General features: G+C 64.3%; 16 protein-coding genes. 8 read left to right on the top strand and 8 right to left on the bottom strand.

Annotated features, from left to right (window positions below; genetic code table 11):
- Positions 1 to 329 precede the first annotated feature (329 nt).
- From ACVW1C_RS35735 to ACVW1C_RS35725, 3 genes are all read right to left on the bottom strand, one after another.
- Positions 330 to 1,469 (bottom strand): amidohydrolase/deacetylase family metallohydrolase, encoded by a 1,140-nt coding sequence (locus tag ACVW1C_RS35735; RefSeq protein WP_456762265.1) that lies wholly within the window; start codon positions 1,467 to 1,469, stop codon positions 330 to 332.
- Between the two features lie 59 nt (positions 1,470 to 1,528).
- Positions 1,529 to 3,484: a patatin-like phospholipase family protein gene (locus ACVW1C_RS35730; protein ID WP_456762264.1), complete on the bottom strand. Its 1,956-nt coding sequence runs from the start codon at positions 3,482 to 3,484 to the stop codon at positions 1,529 to 1,531.
- A gap of 118 nt (positions 3,485 to 3,602) precedes the next feature.
- Positions 3,603 to 4,754, bottom strand: coding sequence for a zinc-binding dehydrogenase (locus ACVW1C_RS35725; protein ID WP_456762263.1), 1,152 nt, complete (start codon positions 4,752 to 4,754; stop codon positions 3,603 to 3,605).
- A 222-nt stretch (positions 4,755 to 4,976) separates the two neighbouring features.
- On the opposite strand from ACVW1C_RS35725, the gene ACVW1C_RS35720 reads away from it, so the two are divergent.
- The 7 genes from ACVW1C_RS35720 (at position 4,977) to ACVW1C_RS35690 (ending at position 11,849) form a co-directional block, all read left to right on the top strand.
- Entirely contained in the window at positions 4,977 to 5,504 is a 528-nt protein-coding gene (locus ACVW1C_RS35720; protein ID WP_456762262.1) for a hypothetical protein, read from the top strand.
- 319 nt (positions 5,505 to 5,823) lie between these two features.
- On the top strand, positions 5,824 to 6,441 hold the full coding sequence (locus ACVW1C_RS35715; RefSeq protein WP_092115166.1) for a PilZ domain-containing protein: 618 nt from the start codon (positions 5,824 to 5,826) through the stop codon (positions 6,439 to 6,441).
- 332 nt (positions 6,442 to 6,773) lie between these two features.
- Positions 6,774 to 7,388, top strand: a complete 615-nt coding sequence (locus ACVW1C_RS35710) for a transglutaminase-like cysteine peptidase (RefSeq protein WP_456762261.1) — start codon at positions 6,774 to 6,776, stop codon at positions 7,386 to 7,388.
- Between the two features lie 400 nt (positions 7,389 to 7,788).
- Positions 7,789 to 9,768, top strand: a complete 1,980-nt coding sequence (locus ACVW1C_RS35705) for an acyltransferase family protein (RefSeq protein WP_456762260.1) — start codon at positions 7,789 to 7,791, stop codon at positions 9,766 to 9,768.
- 235 nt (positions 9,769 to 10,003) lie between these two features.
- On the top strand, positions 10,004 to 10,633 hold the full coding sequence (locus tag ACVW1C_RS35700; RefSeq protein ID WP_456762259.1) for a TetR/AcrR family transcriptional regulator: 630 nt from the start codon (positions 10,004 to 10,006) through the stop codon (positions 10,631 to 10,633).
- 33 nt (positions 10,634 to 10,666) lie between these two features.
- The gene (gene fabA, locus ACVW1C_RS35695; RefSeq protein ID WP_456762258.1) at positions 10,667 to 11,197 is read left to right on the top strand and encodes a bifunctional 3-hydroxydecanoyl-ACP dehydratase/trans-2-decenoyl-ACP isomerase; all 531 of its coding nucleotides are present in this window, start codon (positions 10,667 to 10,669) and stop codon (positions 11,195 to 11,197) included.
- 160 nt (positions 11,198 to 11,357) lie between these two features.
- Positions 11,358 to 11,849 (top strand): hypothetical protein, encoded by a 492-nt coding sequence (locus ACVW1C_RS35690; protein WP_456762257.1) that lies wholly within the window; start codon positions 11,358 to 11,360, stop codon positions 11,847 to 11,849.
- A 390-nt stretch (positions 11,850 to 12,239) separates the two neighbouring features.
- On the opposite strand, the gene ACVW1C_RS35685 is transcribed toward ACVW1C_RS35690, so the two are convergent.
- The 3 genes from ACVW1C_RS35685 to ACVW1C_RS35675 form a co-directional block, all read right to left on the bottom strand.
- Entirely contained in the window at positions 12,240 to 12,389 is a 150-nt protein-coding gene (locus ACVW1C_RS35685) for a hypothetical protein (RefSeq protein ID WP_456762256.1), read from the bottom strand.
- A gap of 202 nt (positions 12,390 to 12,591) precedes the next feature.
- On the bottom strand, positions 12,592 to 13,071 hold the full coding sequence (locus tag ACVW1C_RS35680) for a hypothetical protein (protein ID WP_456762255.1): 480 nt from the start codon (positions 13,069 to 13,071) through the stop codon (positions 12,592 to 12,594).
- Between the two features lie 156 nt (positions 13,072 to 13,227).
- Positions 13,228 to 13,539, bottom strand: a complete 312-nt coding sequence (locus ACVW1C_RS35675; RefSeq protein WP_456762254.1) for a hypothetical protein — start codon at positions 13,537 to 13,539, stop codon at positions 13,228 to 13,230.
- Positions 13,540 to 13,626: 87 nt separating this feature from the next.
- Here ACVW1C_RS35675 and ACVW1C_RS35670 point away from each other — a divergent pair, with 87 nt between their 5' ends.
- The gene (locus ACVW1C_RS35670; protein ID WP_456762253.1) at positions 13,627 to 13,881 is read left to right on the top strand and encodes a hypothetical protein; all 255 of its coding nucleotides are present in this window, start codon (positions 13,627 to 13,629) and stop codon (positions 13,879 to 13,881) included.
- A 4-nt stretch (positions 13,882 to 13,885) separates the two neighbouring features.
- Here ACVW1C_RS35670 and ACVW1C_RS35665 read toward each other — a convergent pair whose 3' ends face one another.
- On the bottom strand, positions 13,886 to 14,416 hold the full coding sequence (locus ACVW1C_RS35665) for a gamma carbonic anhydrase family protein (RefSeq protein ID WP_092115174.1): 531 nt from the start codon (positions 14,414 to 14,416) through the stop codon (positions 13,886 to 13,888).
- A 136-nt stretch (positions 14,417 to 14,552) separates the two neighbouring features.
- On the bottom strand, positions 14,553 to 14,882 hold the full coding sequence (locus ACVW1C_RS35660; RefSeq protein WP_092115175.1) for a DUF6949 family protein: 330 nt from the start codon (positions 14,880 to 14,882) through the stop codon (positions 14,553 to 14,555).
- Between the last annotated feature and the right edge of the window lie 62 nt (positions 14,883 to 14,944).

Below are 14,944 nucleotides of genomic sequence, written 5' to 3'. Positions count from 1 at the left end.
CGTTATCTCCGTGGACAAAGCTGACGCTCGTGTCGGTCGCCCGCTCACACCTGGCAGCGTCGCGGGGGTTAATAGGCGAGTGCATCGGCGCGCGTACTACGGAGCTGCGGCAGGTGCGGCTGCGGTCGGAGCAGCGGCTACTGGAGCGTACTATTACGGCCGACGCTGCGGTTACTATCCGTATCCGCCGTGCTGAGACCGTCAGAAGCAGCGGCAGTGAGGTGATCGAATAGGTCCGCCGGGCTTCCGGTTTCGGGTCCAACATTCAGACCGGCATCGATGTCGCCTTCTTGAGGGCAAAGCGCCCGCGGGTCTCGTGAGGAAGGGCGCTATCCCGGATGCCACCAGCGTCCGCCGATCACGACGCCTTCGGAGACGATCTTGCGATCGCCGGTCAGGTGCTCGCCGACCACGTCGACATAGTCGAACTGCCCGTCCCTGATCGAGATCAGCGTGGCGTCGCCGGCGCTGCCCGGCTTGAGGCTGCCGAGCTCCGGCCGCCGCAACGCCATCGCGGCGTTGACGGTGGACGCCGCGATCACGTCCGGCAGCGACATCCCCATGCAGAGGAATTTCGACATCGTCGTCACCTGATCGAAGGCAGGACCGTCGATGCAGAGCTGATGGATATCGGAGGAGATGGTGTCGGGGTAGAAGCCGTTGGCGAGCATCGCGCGCGCGGTCTTGAAGGCGAACGAGCCCTTGCCATGGCCGATGTCGAACAGCACGCCGCGCTCGCGCGCCTCCAGCACCACCTTCTTCACCGTGCCCTGCGCGGTCGCGGGCGTGTTGGGGAACGGACGGAACGCATGCGTCAACACATCGCCCGGGCGCAGGCGCGCGAGCACCTCCTCGTAGCTCGGCGGCGGGTGATCGATATGCGCCATCAAGGGCATGCCGACCTGCTCGGCAACCTCGAGCGCGATCTCGAGCGGCACCAGCCCCGAGGTGCCCGAGGCGAACAGGCCGACCCGCACCTTGATGCCGACGATCAGGTCGCGGTTCTCGTCCGCCACGCGCGCGGCGTCGACCGGATTCATCAGCCGCAATTCCTCGCTCTCGCCGACCATCACGCGATCGGAGAAGCCGAAGATGCCGGCATGCGAGACATGCAGATAGGCGAGGATGCGGACCTGGCTCGGCTCGATCACGTGCTTGCGGAAGCCGGCGAAATTGCCGGGCCCGGCGCTGCCGGTGTCGACCGAGGTGGTGACGCCGGAGTTGCGGCAAAATTCCTCCGCATCGATGCCGAGCGAGGTGCCGCCCCAATAGACATGGGTGTGCAGGTCGATGATTCCCGGCGAGACGATCAACCCGGAGACATCGCGGACCTCGGTTGCGGGATCGGCCTTCAGCTCCCGGCCGACCGCCGCGACCTTGCCGCCGGCAAAGGCGACATCCGTCACCGCATCGAGCTTTTGCGACGGGTCGATCACCCGTCCGCCGCGCAGAATCAAATCGAAAGGCATCGTCGTCTCCGGATTTCAGTCCGGCACGATGGTCGACTTCGGCGCCGCCTGCAAGACGTTCAGCCGACGCGGGCCTGATGAGAGACCGGCGCGCTCACCGTCGCCTGATCCACGCTGTCGTCCGCGCTCGTGTCCGCGCCTGCGTCCGCAGCCTTATCCGCCACCTTGGCCGACGCGACGATGGCAGCAATGGCCGGATCATGCGCCGCCTGCGAGGCCGCAATGGTCTCTTGCGCCCAGCGGTACGAGGATTCGAAGATTTCCTGATGACGGTCGAAATCGGTGACGTCGATGCCTTCAGGCGTCGGCGGGCGCATCACCAGGTCGAGCGGCGTGGTCGGCAGCGTATCGTAGCGCTGATGCGCGACGAGGCTTCGCCACAACACGTTGACCGCGCTCGGCGCGGCCGGAAGCGCTTTCCGCCGGAACGGCATCAGCAGCGACGCGAGCAGCTCGAACCTTCCGGGCAGCGCGGCATAGTCGACGTCGAACATCTCGGTCGCCGGCTCGCCGAAATGCACCACCAGATTCGGCCCGCTCTTCAGCTGGTGCATTTGCGCCAGCGGCACGTTGTCGACGAGGCATCCGTCGACCAGCATCGAGCCGTCCTTGGTATAGAATGGCGGCAGCAGGCCGGGGATCGCGCTCGATGCACGCACCGCCTGCCAGAGCAGGCCGGTCCTGATCAATTCGAGATTGTGCGTCGACAGATTGGTCGCGACCGCCGCGAACGGCCGCCAGCAATCCTCGATCCGGCAGTTGTGGCCGTACTGATCGGCAAGCGCCCGATCGAAGGCCTTGTGGTCCAGCAGCGCATAGCGCGGCCAGGTCGGGCGGCGGAAGCTGCGGCTGGAGACGAAGATCTCATGCGTGCCGCGCTCGAGATGCTCGGCGTCGTAGTTCTTGGCAAAGCCCGCCGCCATCGCCGAACCGACGCTGGTGCCGACAAAGATGTCGAACATGGTGCCGCGCTCGCGAAACGCCTTGTAGATGCCGACATGCGCGGTGCCGAGGCTGCCGCCGCCGCCGGCGACAAACCCGATGGCACGACCGCACAGGAAGCGCACCAGGCTCTCGATATCGATCTGGTCCTCGAGCGCGACATGGTGATGCATGAAGCAAGGCAGTCGCGCCAGCCAGGCTGCGGTGCCGCTGACCTCGTGTAGCCTGATATCATGAACACGAACCAGGCGTCGCGCCGACGCCGGATGCACCCCGCACGCGAAGCTTTCGAGATCGGTGAGAACCGGCGGCGGAGCCTCACCGCGGCAGGCGAACACCACGAGGTCTGCCTGGCGAATGGTCTTGCGCGCCCATTCGGATGCTTCCGCACCACCGAAATAAGCCACCAGCGGCGCGTCGTACTCGATCCGGTTGAGCCAGTCGGCGACCTCGGACGAGTCCAGCGCGCGGCCGGGAAACATCGCCTGAACGCGCGCGAGATCGACAATCTGCGCACCAGCTGCGGCAAGGCCTTCGCGCAACCTCCGTTCAAAGGCAGCCGGCACCGGGTCCCGTCCGCCCGCGATCAGCGCGACGGTGCGCGCCTTCGGCGACGCCCGGACGGGCAACAGCCGCGCGGTCTGGATGGCAAAGCGCTGCGCAAGCGCGGCAAGCAGCGCCTCGACGATGCCGGGCGCATCCTGCACAAGCCTCGCATAGGCCGCACGCGTCAGCACCAGCACGCTGGTATCGCGGATCGCGATCACATTGGCCGTGCGCGGGATGTTGGCGAAGAAGCCGATCTCGCCGACCAATTCACCGGCGCGAAGCTCCGCAATCGGCTCGGGATGATCGGTCCGGTGCACCGCCAGCGCGCCGTGCAGCACCAGGAACAATGCGTCCGAGGCGCCCCCCTGCTCCACCAGCAGTTCGCCACGCACCAGGTCGCGCCGGGTCATCGCACCAAAGGCAATCAGCCGCTGTTCCGCGCTGAGCGTTCGGAACAGCGCGAAGTCCTCGGACAGGTTTCCCCACGCAAACGTTGCGCTCGGCGGCACACGGTTCGATTGCATGCGCGGATGTTAGCGCCGGGCCGCCGTCCCGGCGAGCGATATCAGGCCGGCCCTGACGGCAGGCCGGCATTCCTTGGGAGCACTGCAACAGGAATAGCGACGCTTCCATTGGCTTGCTTCATCGGACCAGCTCCGGCCACGGCACGATGGTCGACTTCACCGTCTTCATCGCCATCGCGTCCGCCACCGCGCGCGCGACGCCGTCCTCGGTGAACGGATAGATCGTCTGCATGTCGAGCCACGGATATTTGTTGCGCGTGCGGTAGAGCATGTCGACGCCGAGCGGCAGGTCGTTGCCGGTAAAGCCCCAGGAGCCGAGCACGTTGAGGTCCTTGGTGCAGATGCGGTGCCACGACGTATCGATCGAGCCGGCATCGGTGAACTGCCCCATCTCGACATAGGTCCCGCCGTCGCGCAGCATCTCGATGCCTTCGGGGCCGGCGGTCGGGTGGCCCGAGCAATCCATCACGAGATCGGCGCCGAAGCCGCCGACGATGTCGCGCACCGCCTTGATGCGCTGCTCCGGAGTCTTCAGCTGCTCGATATCGACGGTCGCCTCGGCGCCGAACTCGCGCGCCAGCGCCAGCCGCGGCGTTTCCGGCGCGCCGACGCAGATCACGCGCCCCGCTCCCATCTCCTGCGCGGCCGCGACCGCGAGGATGCCGATCGGCCCGGAGCCCTGGATCACCACGGTGTCGCCCCAGCTGAAGCCGCCGGCGCGGGTGGCGCGGTTGAAGGCGCGGATGCAGGACGTCAGAGGCTCCGACAGCGCGCCCAGCCGCAGCGACATGTCGTCGGGCAATTTGTAGATCTTGGTGCCGGGCAGCATGTCGAGATCGACGTAAACATATTCGGCCCAGCCGCCCCACATGTGCGGCGCCTTGTCGAAGCCGAGATAGCGGCCGTAATACACCGGCGTCAGGCACTTGTTGGCGCTCTCGGGATAATGGATGCAGTAATAGCAGCGGCCGCACGGCATCAAGGGCGGGATCATCACCTTCGATCCCACCTGCAGCGGCTTGCTCATGAAGTCTTCGGTGAATTCCGGGCCGCATTCGACGATCACGCCGCCGAGTTCGTGGCCGAGCGTGAACGGCCATGGCAGCGGCTTCGGCCAGTGTCCCTTCAGGATGTGCAGGTCGGTTCCGCAAACGCCGCAGGCGCCGACCTTGATCAGGGCCGCCTTTTTGCCGACATCCGGCCATGGCACGGTCCGGATTACAGGCTTGGCTCCAGGTCCGTCATGCGTGCAGACGCGAATCTGCTCCATCGGTTCGCTCTCCCTGTCTTTGTCATTGGGCCGGGTTCGGCCGCACCGACTTTAGGTCAGGACGATCGGGATGTCATGAAGGCCTCCATGTCAGACCCTGGCGGGACGACGCGCTTCAAGTCTTGACGGGAGTATTTTCCGCGAGGAAGCATCGCAAAGAACCGTTGATTGTGAACGCAACCCGGGGGCCAATAGGCCGGTAGCATTGCGGGGAACGACACCATGAATCCTGGTATCGAAGGCATCGTCGGCATGTACGTCAAGCTGGGCGAGCTCGACACGCTGCAACGAATGAAAGAGCATCGGCAGAACCTGCTCGACCAATGTGTCGACACCGCGCATTTCAGCTTCGACGTCACGCGATCGATCTACAAGAGCGACCTCGAGGTGATCGAAGCCGGCATCGAGAGCCTCTCGGGCGAGGTCACCGGCCATGTCGACGTCTTCAACGAGAACAGGATCGCCGGCTGGGCGTTGTATGACCAGCACCCCGACAAACGGGTCACGATCGATATCTATTTCAACGGCGATCATGTTGCCGAAGTCGTCGCCGATCAATTCCGCAAGGATCTTCTCAAGCTCAACAAGGGCGATGGGCACCATGGCTTCATGTTCGAACCGTCGGCCGGCTCCTATCGGCCGCCTTTGCAGCTCGAGATCCGCGCGGCGAAACGCAAGGTGCTCAAGGCCGTGACTGTTGAGCCACCGGCGGAGCCGGTCGAACCGGCCATGGACGCCGAAGCCAGGTAGCAAGCCAGGTAGCGCGCCGCGTCGCCTGCGCACGGGGATCGTCACTTCATCGCGGTGCCGTCGGGTGCGAAGGCCTCGACCTTGTCAGCGATCACGAACGACATCAGGTCGTGCCCGACTGCTCAAGCCGCAGCGCGATGGTTCGGAGAACCTGACGCGGCATCTGAATGAGTCCAACGCCCCTGGGTACGGCCCGCCTGAACTTCGCTTGCCGCTCTCGCTCCGTGTCCGGGTTCCCTTTCACAACCGTAACGCCCTGTTAACCCTATCAGCCGTACGGTCGTCGGGGCTCCGAATGGACGGTGGCCGGGTTATCGTGATGTCGTTTGCACAGAAGAAAACTACCGTCGTCCCCGTTGCCGAGGAGCGGCGGCGCTTCCAGCGCGTCAAGGTGCACCTGCTCGGCCGCTACATGCTGCCCGACCGGCGCGAGTTTCCCTGCCAGATTATCAACATGTCCCCGGGCGGCCTCGCGCTGCTGGCGCCCGGCATCGGCAATGTCGGCGACCGCGTGATCGCCTATCTCGACCATATCGGCCGGGTCGAGGGCCGCATCACCCGCATCATCGACAACGGCTTTGCGATGACGATCGGCGCCACCGCGCGCAAGCGCGACAAGCTCGCTGCCCAGCTCACCTGGCTCGCCAACCGCGACATCCTCAATCTGCCCGAGGATCGCCGCCACGACCGTATCGTGCCGCGCAACCCGATCGCTCTGCTCACCCAGGAAGACGGCTCGCGGATGACCTGCCGCATCATCGACCTCTCTTTGTCCGGTGCTGCCATTGCCGCGGAGAACCGCCCGCCGCTGAAGTCGCTGGTGATGCTCGGCAGGGTACAGGCCCGCGTGGTGCGAAATCTCGAGGAAGGCTTCGCGCTCGAGTTCGTCCACGAGCAGTCGGCGGAAACGCTCGAAGAGAGCGTTACCGCGAGGTAAAGCGAAAAACCGCTCAAGACCCCGTTTTCGGCCCGCGAAGGCGGCCTCCGGTACACCGGTGGCCGCCTTCGGTGCGTTTGGCCCGGCGAAATCGGCGGTTAACGGCCGAGGCGTTTGCTGCAACAAACCGTGCAGGCGCAGCGTTTGCCGCGTTAATAGATAAAATTTGAATCAATTGCAGATGTTTCAAATTTTACGCGAATTCGATTCAAGTAAAGATCGAATTCGCCGCAGCTTTTACCAGTATTCGTGTCAAATCTACTTCGCGCACTTAGCGGCGGCGCAAAAGCTTTGTGCGAAACGTGGTCCCAACAAGAAGAACGGGGGCCACGATGTTTGGGTTCAGGGGACAGGGGAAAGGTTTGGCGGTTGCCGCCATTCTGATTGCGACGTGCGTGTCGGCCAAGGCCGGCGACGTGGTCTATGCCAGCCTGGGTGACGTTGCGCGTTCGCCGATCGGCTGGGTCGAATTCTGCGCCGACAATCCCGCCGAGTGCCGCGGCGGCAAGACGCAACCACGCGACATCGTGTTGTCGCAGACCGCATGGCGCGACCTCGTGCGGGTCAACAAGTGGGTCAACGAATCCATCAAGCCGATGACCGACATGGATCATTGGGGCGTGATCGAGAAATGGTCGTTGCCATCAGACGGCTACGGCGACTGCGAGGACTACGTGCTCCTGAAGCGCAAGATGCTGATGGATGCCGGCTGGCCGCGCGAGGCGCTGTTGATCACGGTGGTCCGCGACAAGAAGGGCGAAGGCCACGCGGTGCTGACGGTGAAGACCGACAAGGGCGAATTCGTGCTCGATAACCAGAACGAGAGCATCGTCGCCTGGACGGACACCGGCTACCGCTTCGTCAAGCGGCAGTCGCAGAGCGATCCCAATGTGTGGGTCTCGCTCGGCGACAACCGCCCGGCAGTTTCAACCGCAAGCTCGCGCTGAGCCGCAACAAGGAATCGAGTTCGCGACCCGGTCACATCCCCACCCCTCCCCGTCCCAGACCGGTTCGCGCGCGGCCACCCTTCCCCCAAAGGGTGGCCGCAACTTTTTGAGGGGCATGAATTTCCTGAAAGCCAGGACTTCAGGGGTGAGTTGGCGTAACGGCCGTCAGTATCCCGCGCGGCGGCAGGCTGTAGCTGCGAGATGACGATGAGCGCGGCGATTCCGATCGCCAAGCGCGACGTGGATTATCCTTTCGTTGAATAGCGGGCCCGTACACGGCGGGAACTTGGATTCTCTCGGCTGTGAGCAACCGAACGCCGGACCATCTTCCGTTTGATTTCAGCCCCGGGTTGCGCCAGCTTCCGCAGGTTTTTTAGGGGTTGGCGATTTGAACCTTGGAATGCAGGGCCGAGCGCCGGTTGATCGAGACGGCTTCCGCTGCGATATCAATGCCTTGCGAGCTCTCGCGGTGATTGCTGTCCTTGGCTATCACCTGAGGATCCCGGGCTTTGCCGGCGGTTTCGTCGGTGTGGACGCATTCTTTGTCATCACCGGATATCTCATGACCGGCAAGGTCGTCGCCGATCTTGCAGCGGGCCGGTTCTCCTATGGCGACTTCGCCATGATGCGGCTGCGGCGCATCTACCCCGCCCTTCTTGTGGTTGTCGCAACCACCGCGGCAGCTGGATGGTTCCTGACCCTGCCGGGCGAATACTTCCGGCACGTCCGCCAAGCCTGCTACGCGATCTTCTTCTTGTCGAACTTCGCATTCGACAACGACAACGGCTATTTCGCGATGGCCGCACAGACCAAGCCGCTGTTGCACACCTGGTCGCTCGCGGTGGAGTGGCAATTCTACATCTGGATGCCACTGGTGGTGCGTTTCGTTTGGTCCCGATCACCGAGATCGAAGGCGCCGGCTGCGATAATGGCCACGTTATCAGCCGTCGCCGTCGTGTCCTTTGCCTGGTGCCTTTGGCAAAACCAGCATGACGAGATGGGGTCGGCGTTCTTTTCGTTACGCGCGCGGGCGTGGGAGCCGCTGGCCGGCGGCATGATCGCCATCGCCGAAGTCTGGTGCCGGGCGAACGGCCGCGCTCCTCGCTCCGAGGCCTTCAGTAGCACCGCCGCCCGCATCGGATGGATCCTGACAGCATTCTGCGTGGCCTATCCGCTGCCGGAAGCACGCTGGCCGGGCGCCTTGACTCTCTTGCCCATCGTCGGCGCGGCGCTTGTCGTCGCGGGCGGACTTGAGACCTCGAGACTCGTTCAGTCGTCGGTCGTGCAGCGCATCGGTGACTGGTCTTATTCGATCTACCTTTGGCACTGGCCGATCTGGGTGTTAGCTGGCGGATGGCTCACCGCGCGCGGCTATGAGGTCGGTATTGTCTCGAAAGCTGCGATGGCCGCAGCCTCGATAGCAGTCGGCGCCGTCGCCTACTACGTCGTCGAACAGCCGTTCCGTCTGCGGCGCGACATCTGGACGCCGCAGCGGCTGTTGACCTGCACAGGCGCGGCGGCAGCGTGCTTCGTTGCCTTTACGATCGGCTCACTGGTGACGACCGGCTACCCGGGGCGGCTGCCGGCCTATCTCCTGCCCGCCGAGATGGCCCGCAAGACGGACACGCCACGCGATGAATGTTTCCGCAATGCCAACTCGATGAAGGCCGCAAGCGAGAGATTTTGCACCTTCGGCGCCGGCAACGCCGATCACGCTACGGTCATGCTGTGGGGCGATTCCTTCGCAAATCAGTATCTTGAGCCGCTCACGACGGCCGCAACCAGGCTCGGCCTCACCGGTCTTATCGCGACGCAGAGCGCCTGCCGACCCTTTGCTGACGATCCCGATCGCAATGCTGCCGATAGCCAGCCGTGCCGCCAGTTCAACACCGAGACGCTGCAATATTTGGGCGACCGCGCCGAGCCGACCATCATTGTTCTCGCCGGCAACTGGAGCAACGCCATCGAGATCGCGCCACTTGTCGACACGCTGCTCTCAAAAGGCAAGACCGTCATTATGGTGATGCCGCTGCTCAATATCGGCTTCGACGTTCCGCAGAAGTGGATCGAAAGCCAGATCAGGGCAGGAAAGGCCATCACCGAGTGGAAGGTCGCGGCCGATCCGACCTTGACGATGCGCGATCTGCGCCAGAAGATCGACCGGACTGTACTGTTACCCCGTAAGGGCAATCCGTGGCTGATCTCGATCGACCCGCAAGCGGAAGTCTGCGACGACAGTTCGTGCTACCTGGTCCGATCGGGTCAAGCCAACTTCCGGGACACCGCTCACATCTCGAACGTTAACGCGCAGCAATACGAACACCTCTTTGAGACTGCACTCGGCTCGGCCCTACACGCTGGCGTGCACGCCGAGCGCTGAGCGGAAAAGCTCGCGCGGCGCTGGATCGGCACCGCGCGGGCCCGTCTCCGGCCGGCCGAGGAGACATCGCGACAGAGGGTGCCATCACGGGCCAGGGTGCGAACTTTATTGCTACCTGTTCCGGCGGCTGTCATTGCAGCGATTGAGCGGCGAGCATCTGCACGGCGGCGCCCCAAGCTTGACATCCTAGCATCCGCCCGATTGAATTGAATTCAATTCAGCCAGTGAGCGGGCAATGGACGCAACGACCCTGGGAACACGCCAGCGGCTGCTCGCCGCAGCCCAACAGGAGCTGATCGAAGGCCAAGGGCAGCTCGAGATGCTGGCCGTCGCGAGACGGGCGCAGGTCTCGGTCGGGCTTGCCTATCACCACTTCGGATCCAAGGCCGGCCTGATCGCCGCCGTGGTCGAAGACTTCTATGAACGTCTCGATGAGGCGGCCTTCGGCGGCGCCAAGCTGTCCGCCGGGAACTGGGCGGACCGGGAGAAGGAGCGGATTGGCGCCTATGTCGCCTTTCACTACGAGCACCCGTTTGCGCCGCTGGTGATCGGACCGCTGAGCCGGGCGCCCGAAGTGCTCGATGTCGAGACCGCCTTCACCCGCCGCCAGCTTGCCGCCGGCGCGCGCATGCTGGAGGCGGCGCAGCGCGACGGGATCGTTCCCGGCAACCTCGACCCTCACCTCACCATTGCGCTGATGATCGGCGGCATCCGCCAGGCGCTGATCGGCGCGCTCACGGCCGACCGGCGGCCGGATCCGGCGAGGCTGACCGGCGACATCTGGGCCTTCATGGCCGCGGCGCTGCGCCTGCCTGCGAAGCCCCCGTCCGTAAAGCCAAAAGCCGCGCAGCGCAGCCGCTCCTAACGTTCAACCATAACCCCAAGGTCGGTGGCCATCTTGTTCAGCCCGCACGATTTTCACACGCCGCAATCGACCTACTCCAAGCCGGAGCTGCTGCGCTCGAGCGCGGGCGGCTATTTCGGCCCGGGCAATGCGCAGCTGCCGGCACCACCGATGCTGATGATGGATCGCATCACCGACATCGGCATCGACGGCGGCGCCTTCGGCAAGGGCCGTGTCGCCGCCGAACTCGATATTGCGCCGGACCATTGGTTCTTCGCCTGCCACTTCGCCGGCGATCCCGTGATGCCCGGCTGCCTTGGGCTCGACGCGATGTGGCAGATCATAGGCTTCTGGCTCGGCTGGTCGGGCTCGCCGGGCAAAGGCCGCGCGCTCGGGGTCGGCGAGGTCAAGTTCAGGGGGCACATCACGCCGGACGTCAGGCTCGTGCGTTACGAGATCGACATGCGTCAGATCAGGCGCGGCCGGCTGGTGCTGGGCGTCGCCGACGGCCGCGTGCTCGCCGACGGCGCTTGCGTCTATCTGGCGAAGGATATGAGGGTCGGGCTGATCGCGCCGACGGACTGAGCCACGGACGCCCGCCGGACAGTCCCGTTTTGAGGCAGCAGCCCCGGAATTTGCGGCGAGTTTTGCACTCCCCGCGCCACCTGCTTGAATCCCCGGGGGTTTTGCCCGCATCGCGGTTGTGCTATGCGGAACCTTTCAATTGATGTCCGGTTCTGGTCGCATGGTCGAACTTGCCCCCCGGAATGCCCAGGCCAACAGCCTGATCGGCGTACAGCCGATCGCGATCGGCGCCGTCGCGCTGGTGCTCGTGCTGTTCGGGATCGGCTCGATCGCGCTGTGGCGCGCTTTCAGCGGCAACGTGCCGGAGACCGACCGGATGATCGCCGCTCGTCAATTGCAGGCACGGGCCGCGCAAGTCTCCGAGGCGCTGGTGGAAAAGACCAAGGGCATGGAGGTGACCCAGCAGGAATCCATCGACCAGTTGCAGGAAGTGCAGGACCAGCTGTTGGCCATGCGCAAGCAATTCGCCGCGCAGCAGGCCGACGCCAAGAAGCTCTCCGACCAGGTCGCCGCACTGACCGAACAGGTCGAGGGGCTGCGCCAGTCGCTCGCGAGCGCGCAGGCCAATGAGCCGGCGGCCGAGCCCGAGCCGCGCAAGCGGTCGAAGGCCGCCCGCAGCGCCAACCGGAAGCGCCACGGATCGCGCGGTTGACGACCGAAGACGCCGAGCGCCGTCACCAGCGCGGCCATCAAAATGCGCCAAATCCCGAACAACGTCAGGACCTAAAGGTGGAATTTTCCGGCTCCAGACCCGCTGGCGGCAACCCCGCATGAGTGCCCGTTAGCGTGAATAAATCCGGACTTTGTGAACTGGTTCACATATCCGACTTCGAATCCGAGTCATCCTTCATCACCGGATGGCGTGAGCCGATTTCAATATCCGGGGCTGGCAAGGTCGTTGACGGTATACTGCGTCGACGGCCTTGTTTTTTGGGGGCCGTGAATTCCCGATCTCTGCATTGCCCACCCCGAAAACGCGGCGTGCGCGGATGACGGCTCTCCACATCGCTGCAGCTGAAGCCACAGCGATCCGCGTTGCCGCCTACCTGGTGCGGTCGCGCAAGACGCGATCGCTTCGCTGCCGCAGCCGTGCAAGCTTCGGCTCGAGCTCGTGGAGCATGTAGACGAATGCGGTGGCGAGGCCCGAAACAACAACCATGAACAGCAATGTCAGATCAGGAATGGTCAGCATCTCTGATATCCTCTGAGGCCCGGCTCCAATCGCAGCCGGACCGTTTGTTTTCGGGACGCGTTCACACACGGACTGCCGTAATGCGCCGCAAGCAGCGTACCAATGCGCGGCGGCCCCGGCATCAAGACACCAAGGCCGCGCCGATCATTCCAACACCATCAGCATGGCGATCCGATGGACCGGCCATGCGTCAGCAGATGTCTCAGTTGCAAACCTGCACCGGTCGCACCTGCCAGCCATACGGCGTCAGCACCCGACGGCGCACGACGTAACAGCCGCCGTCACCGTAACCATAGCCGTAGCCATAGCCGTCGTCGTAGCCGTAACCGGCGTAATAGGGGTTGCCGTAGTAGCCGTCATAGTAATCGTAGGCGCCGTAGCCCAGGCCGAAGCCGATCGCGGCCGCCGCGAACGGATAGCCCCAGCCACGCCGATAGTAGCCGCCGTGCCAGCCTCCACCATGCCAACCGCCGCCATGCCAACCGCCGCCGATTGCAGCCGACCGGAAGCCACCGCCCGCGCCCATGGCGCGGAAAGCGCCGCCGCCAAATCCGCCGCCGTGGAAGCCGCCACCACCGTGGAAGCCGCCCCCGCCGAAGCCACCGCGCGCCGACGCGGCGTCGACCGTGAACAGGCCGATCGAGGCCGTCGCCAGCAAGGCAATCATCGTTTTACGCAACATCACCCGTTACTCCTCTTTCCAAGGCTTTTCTTTGCAAGCCTCCTCCGCCGCGTCCCGCGCATGCTAACCCAATCTAGGACCGCGGCTTCGACCGCGCGCCTGTGTCGCGCTCACTTCTGCGCGACCCGCGTTCATCAAGCGCGCGGCCGTCAAAAGTTAGCAGCCGCGGCAGATGCCTTTTAGCCGGTGGCCGACCGACCTGTTCTCGTCGGCGATTGCCTTGTCGAAACTTTCGCTCGACGCCGAACCGGTGGTGACGCCCTCACCGGTGTTCGGCCGGCCGGACGATTGAGCCGTGCCGGCACTGTTGGTGCCCGGCGGCGGTGACGTAACTTGCGGCGATGTCGGACTGGCTGACGAGGGGCTGCCGCTCCCAATACCGCTCCCAGTGCCTTGGGCGAGGGTAATCGTGGGCGCCAGCAGAATGGCGATTGTCGCTGACGCGACGGTGACGGATAATTTGCGCATGGCAATTCTCCCTTGCGGACATCAACGGGTCCGCAAAACGCCGGTTCCCCCAGGCATTGGAGCAATACAGTTTGGGAGCAATGCAATTTGCGCAAGCTGATCGAGTTTGACGACGACACTTTCGACAAGCTAAAGCAGCTTGGGCGCGACCGGATGGCGACGCTGCAGGAGCTCGCGGACGAGGCCTTCGCCGACCTTCTCAAGAAGCACGGTATTCCGATCGACCTGAAAGACGCGCTGCGCAAGAGCGCAAGACTTCAGGAGACAGCAAGACTACAGGGGGCGGCGAAGCCAGGCCCCGCAGCACCGAAGGGCGCACGCAAGCAGGGCCGGAAGCGCTGAGGGCTCAGCCGATCTTCTTCAGCCCGGCTTTGTACTGCGGGCCCCGGATCGCGTAGGACTTCGCCGGCCGCGACAACGCCTCCGCCTGCGCGGCATCAAGCGTGCGCACCACGCGCGCCGGCGCACCGATGATCAGGGAATTTTCCGGAAACTCCTTGCCCTCGGTGATGACGGAGCCGGCGCCGACCACACTGCCGCGCCTGATGCGCGCGCCGTTCATCACGATCGATCCCATCCCGATCAGCACGCCGTCTTCCAGCGTGCAGCCGTGCACGATCGCATTGTGGCCGATCGTGACGTTGTTGCCGATGGTCAAGGGAAAGCCGGGATCGACATGCAGGGTCGAATTGTCCTGGACGTTGGAGCCTTCGCCGATCTCGATCCACTCGTTGTCGCCGCGCAGCACGGCGCCGAACCAGACGCTCGCCGCGGATTTGAGGCGCACCTTGCCGATCACGACGGCATTGTCGGCGATGAAGTAGCTGCCGTCGGCGGGAAGATCGGGCCCCTGCCCGTCGAGTTCGTAAATCGCCATAGAGGTCTCCCTGGAGCGTTTTCGGTTCTGATTGATCAGAACTGAGGCTCTCGTCAGGACGACCTTGGCACAGCGGCCGACATGGTTTCAAGCAAGCGCGATCATGATCCGGACACGGATCAGGATCCGGCGCGGATCACCCGATCACGCCGGCAGCGCGCAGCGTCATCACGAAGAACGTGCCCGACATCAGGCTCCAGAAGCCGGAGATGACGGTTGCCATCATCACGAACTCGAAACGGCGGCGCTCGATGCGTGCACCACGGAGCGTGTTGCGCATGATGATGAACGGTGCGGCGAAGACGAGAAACGGGACCGCTGCAAAGGTCCTCGGCGCCACGCCCTCCTGCAGCAGGCCGAAGCCGGCCGGACGCTCCGCCATCGCCTGATAACCGCTGGCCAATGCGCCGGCGAGCGCAAAGCCGATGAAGAGCGAGAACAGGGAATTCAAGGTATCAGGCGACATCGGAACTTCCGCTACGCAACAGGCTACTGACCCTGCTTCGCAGAATTGGCGGCGGGCCGCCA

Source organism: Bradyrhizobium sp. USDA 4011 (assembly GCF_054063415.1).
The sequence above is the reverse complement of the archived record's forward strand: the minus strand, read 5'-3'. Positions and strand labels throughout refer to the sequence as shown.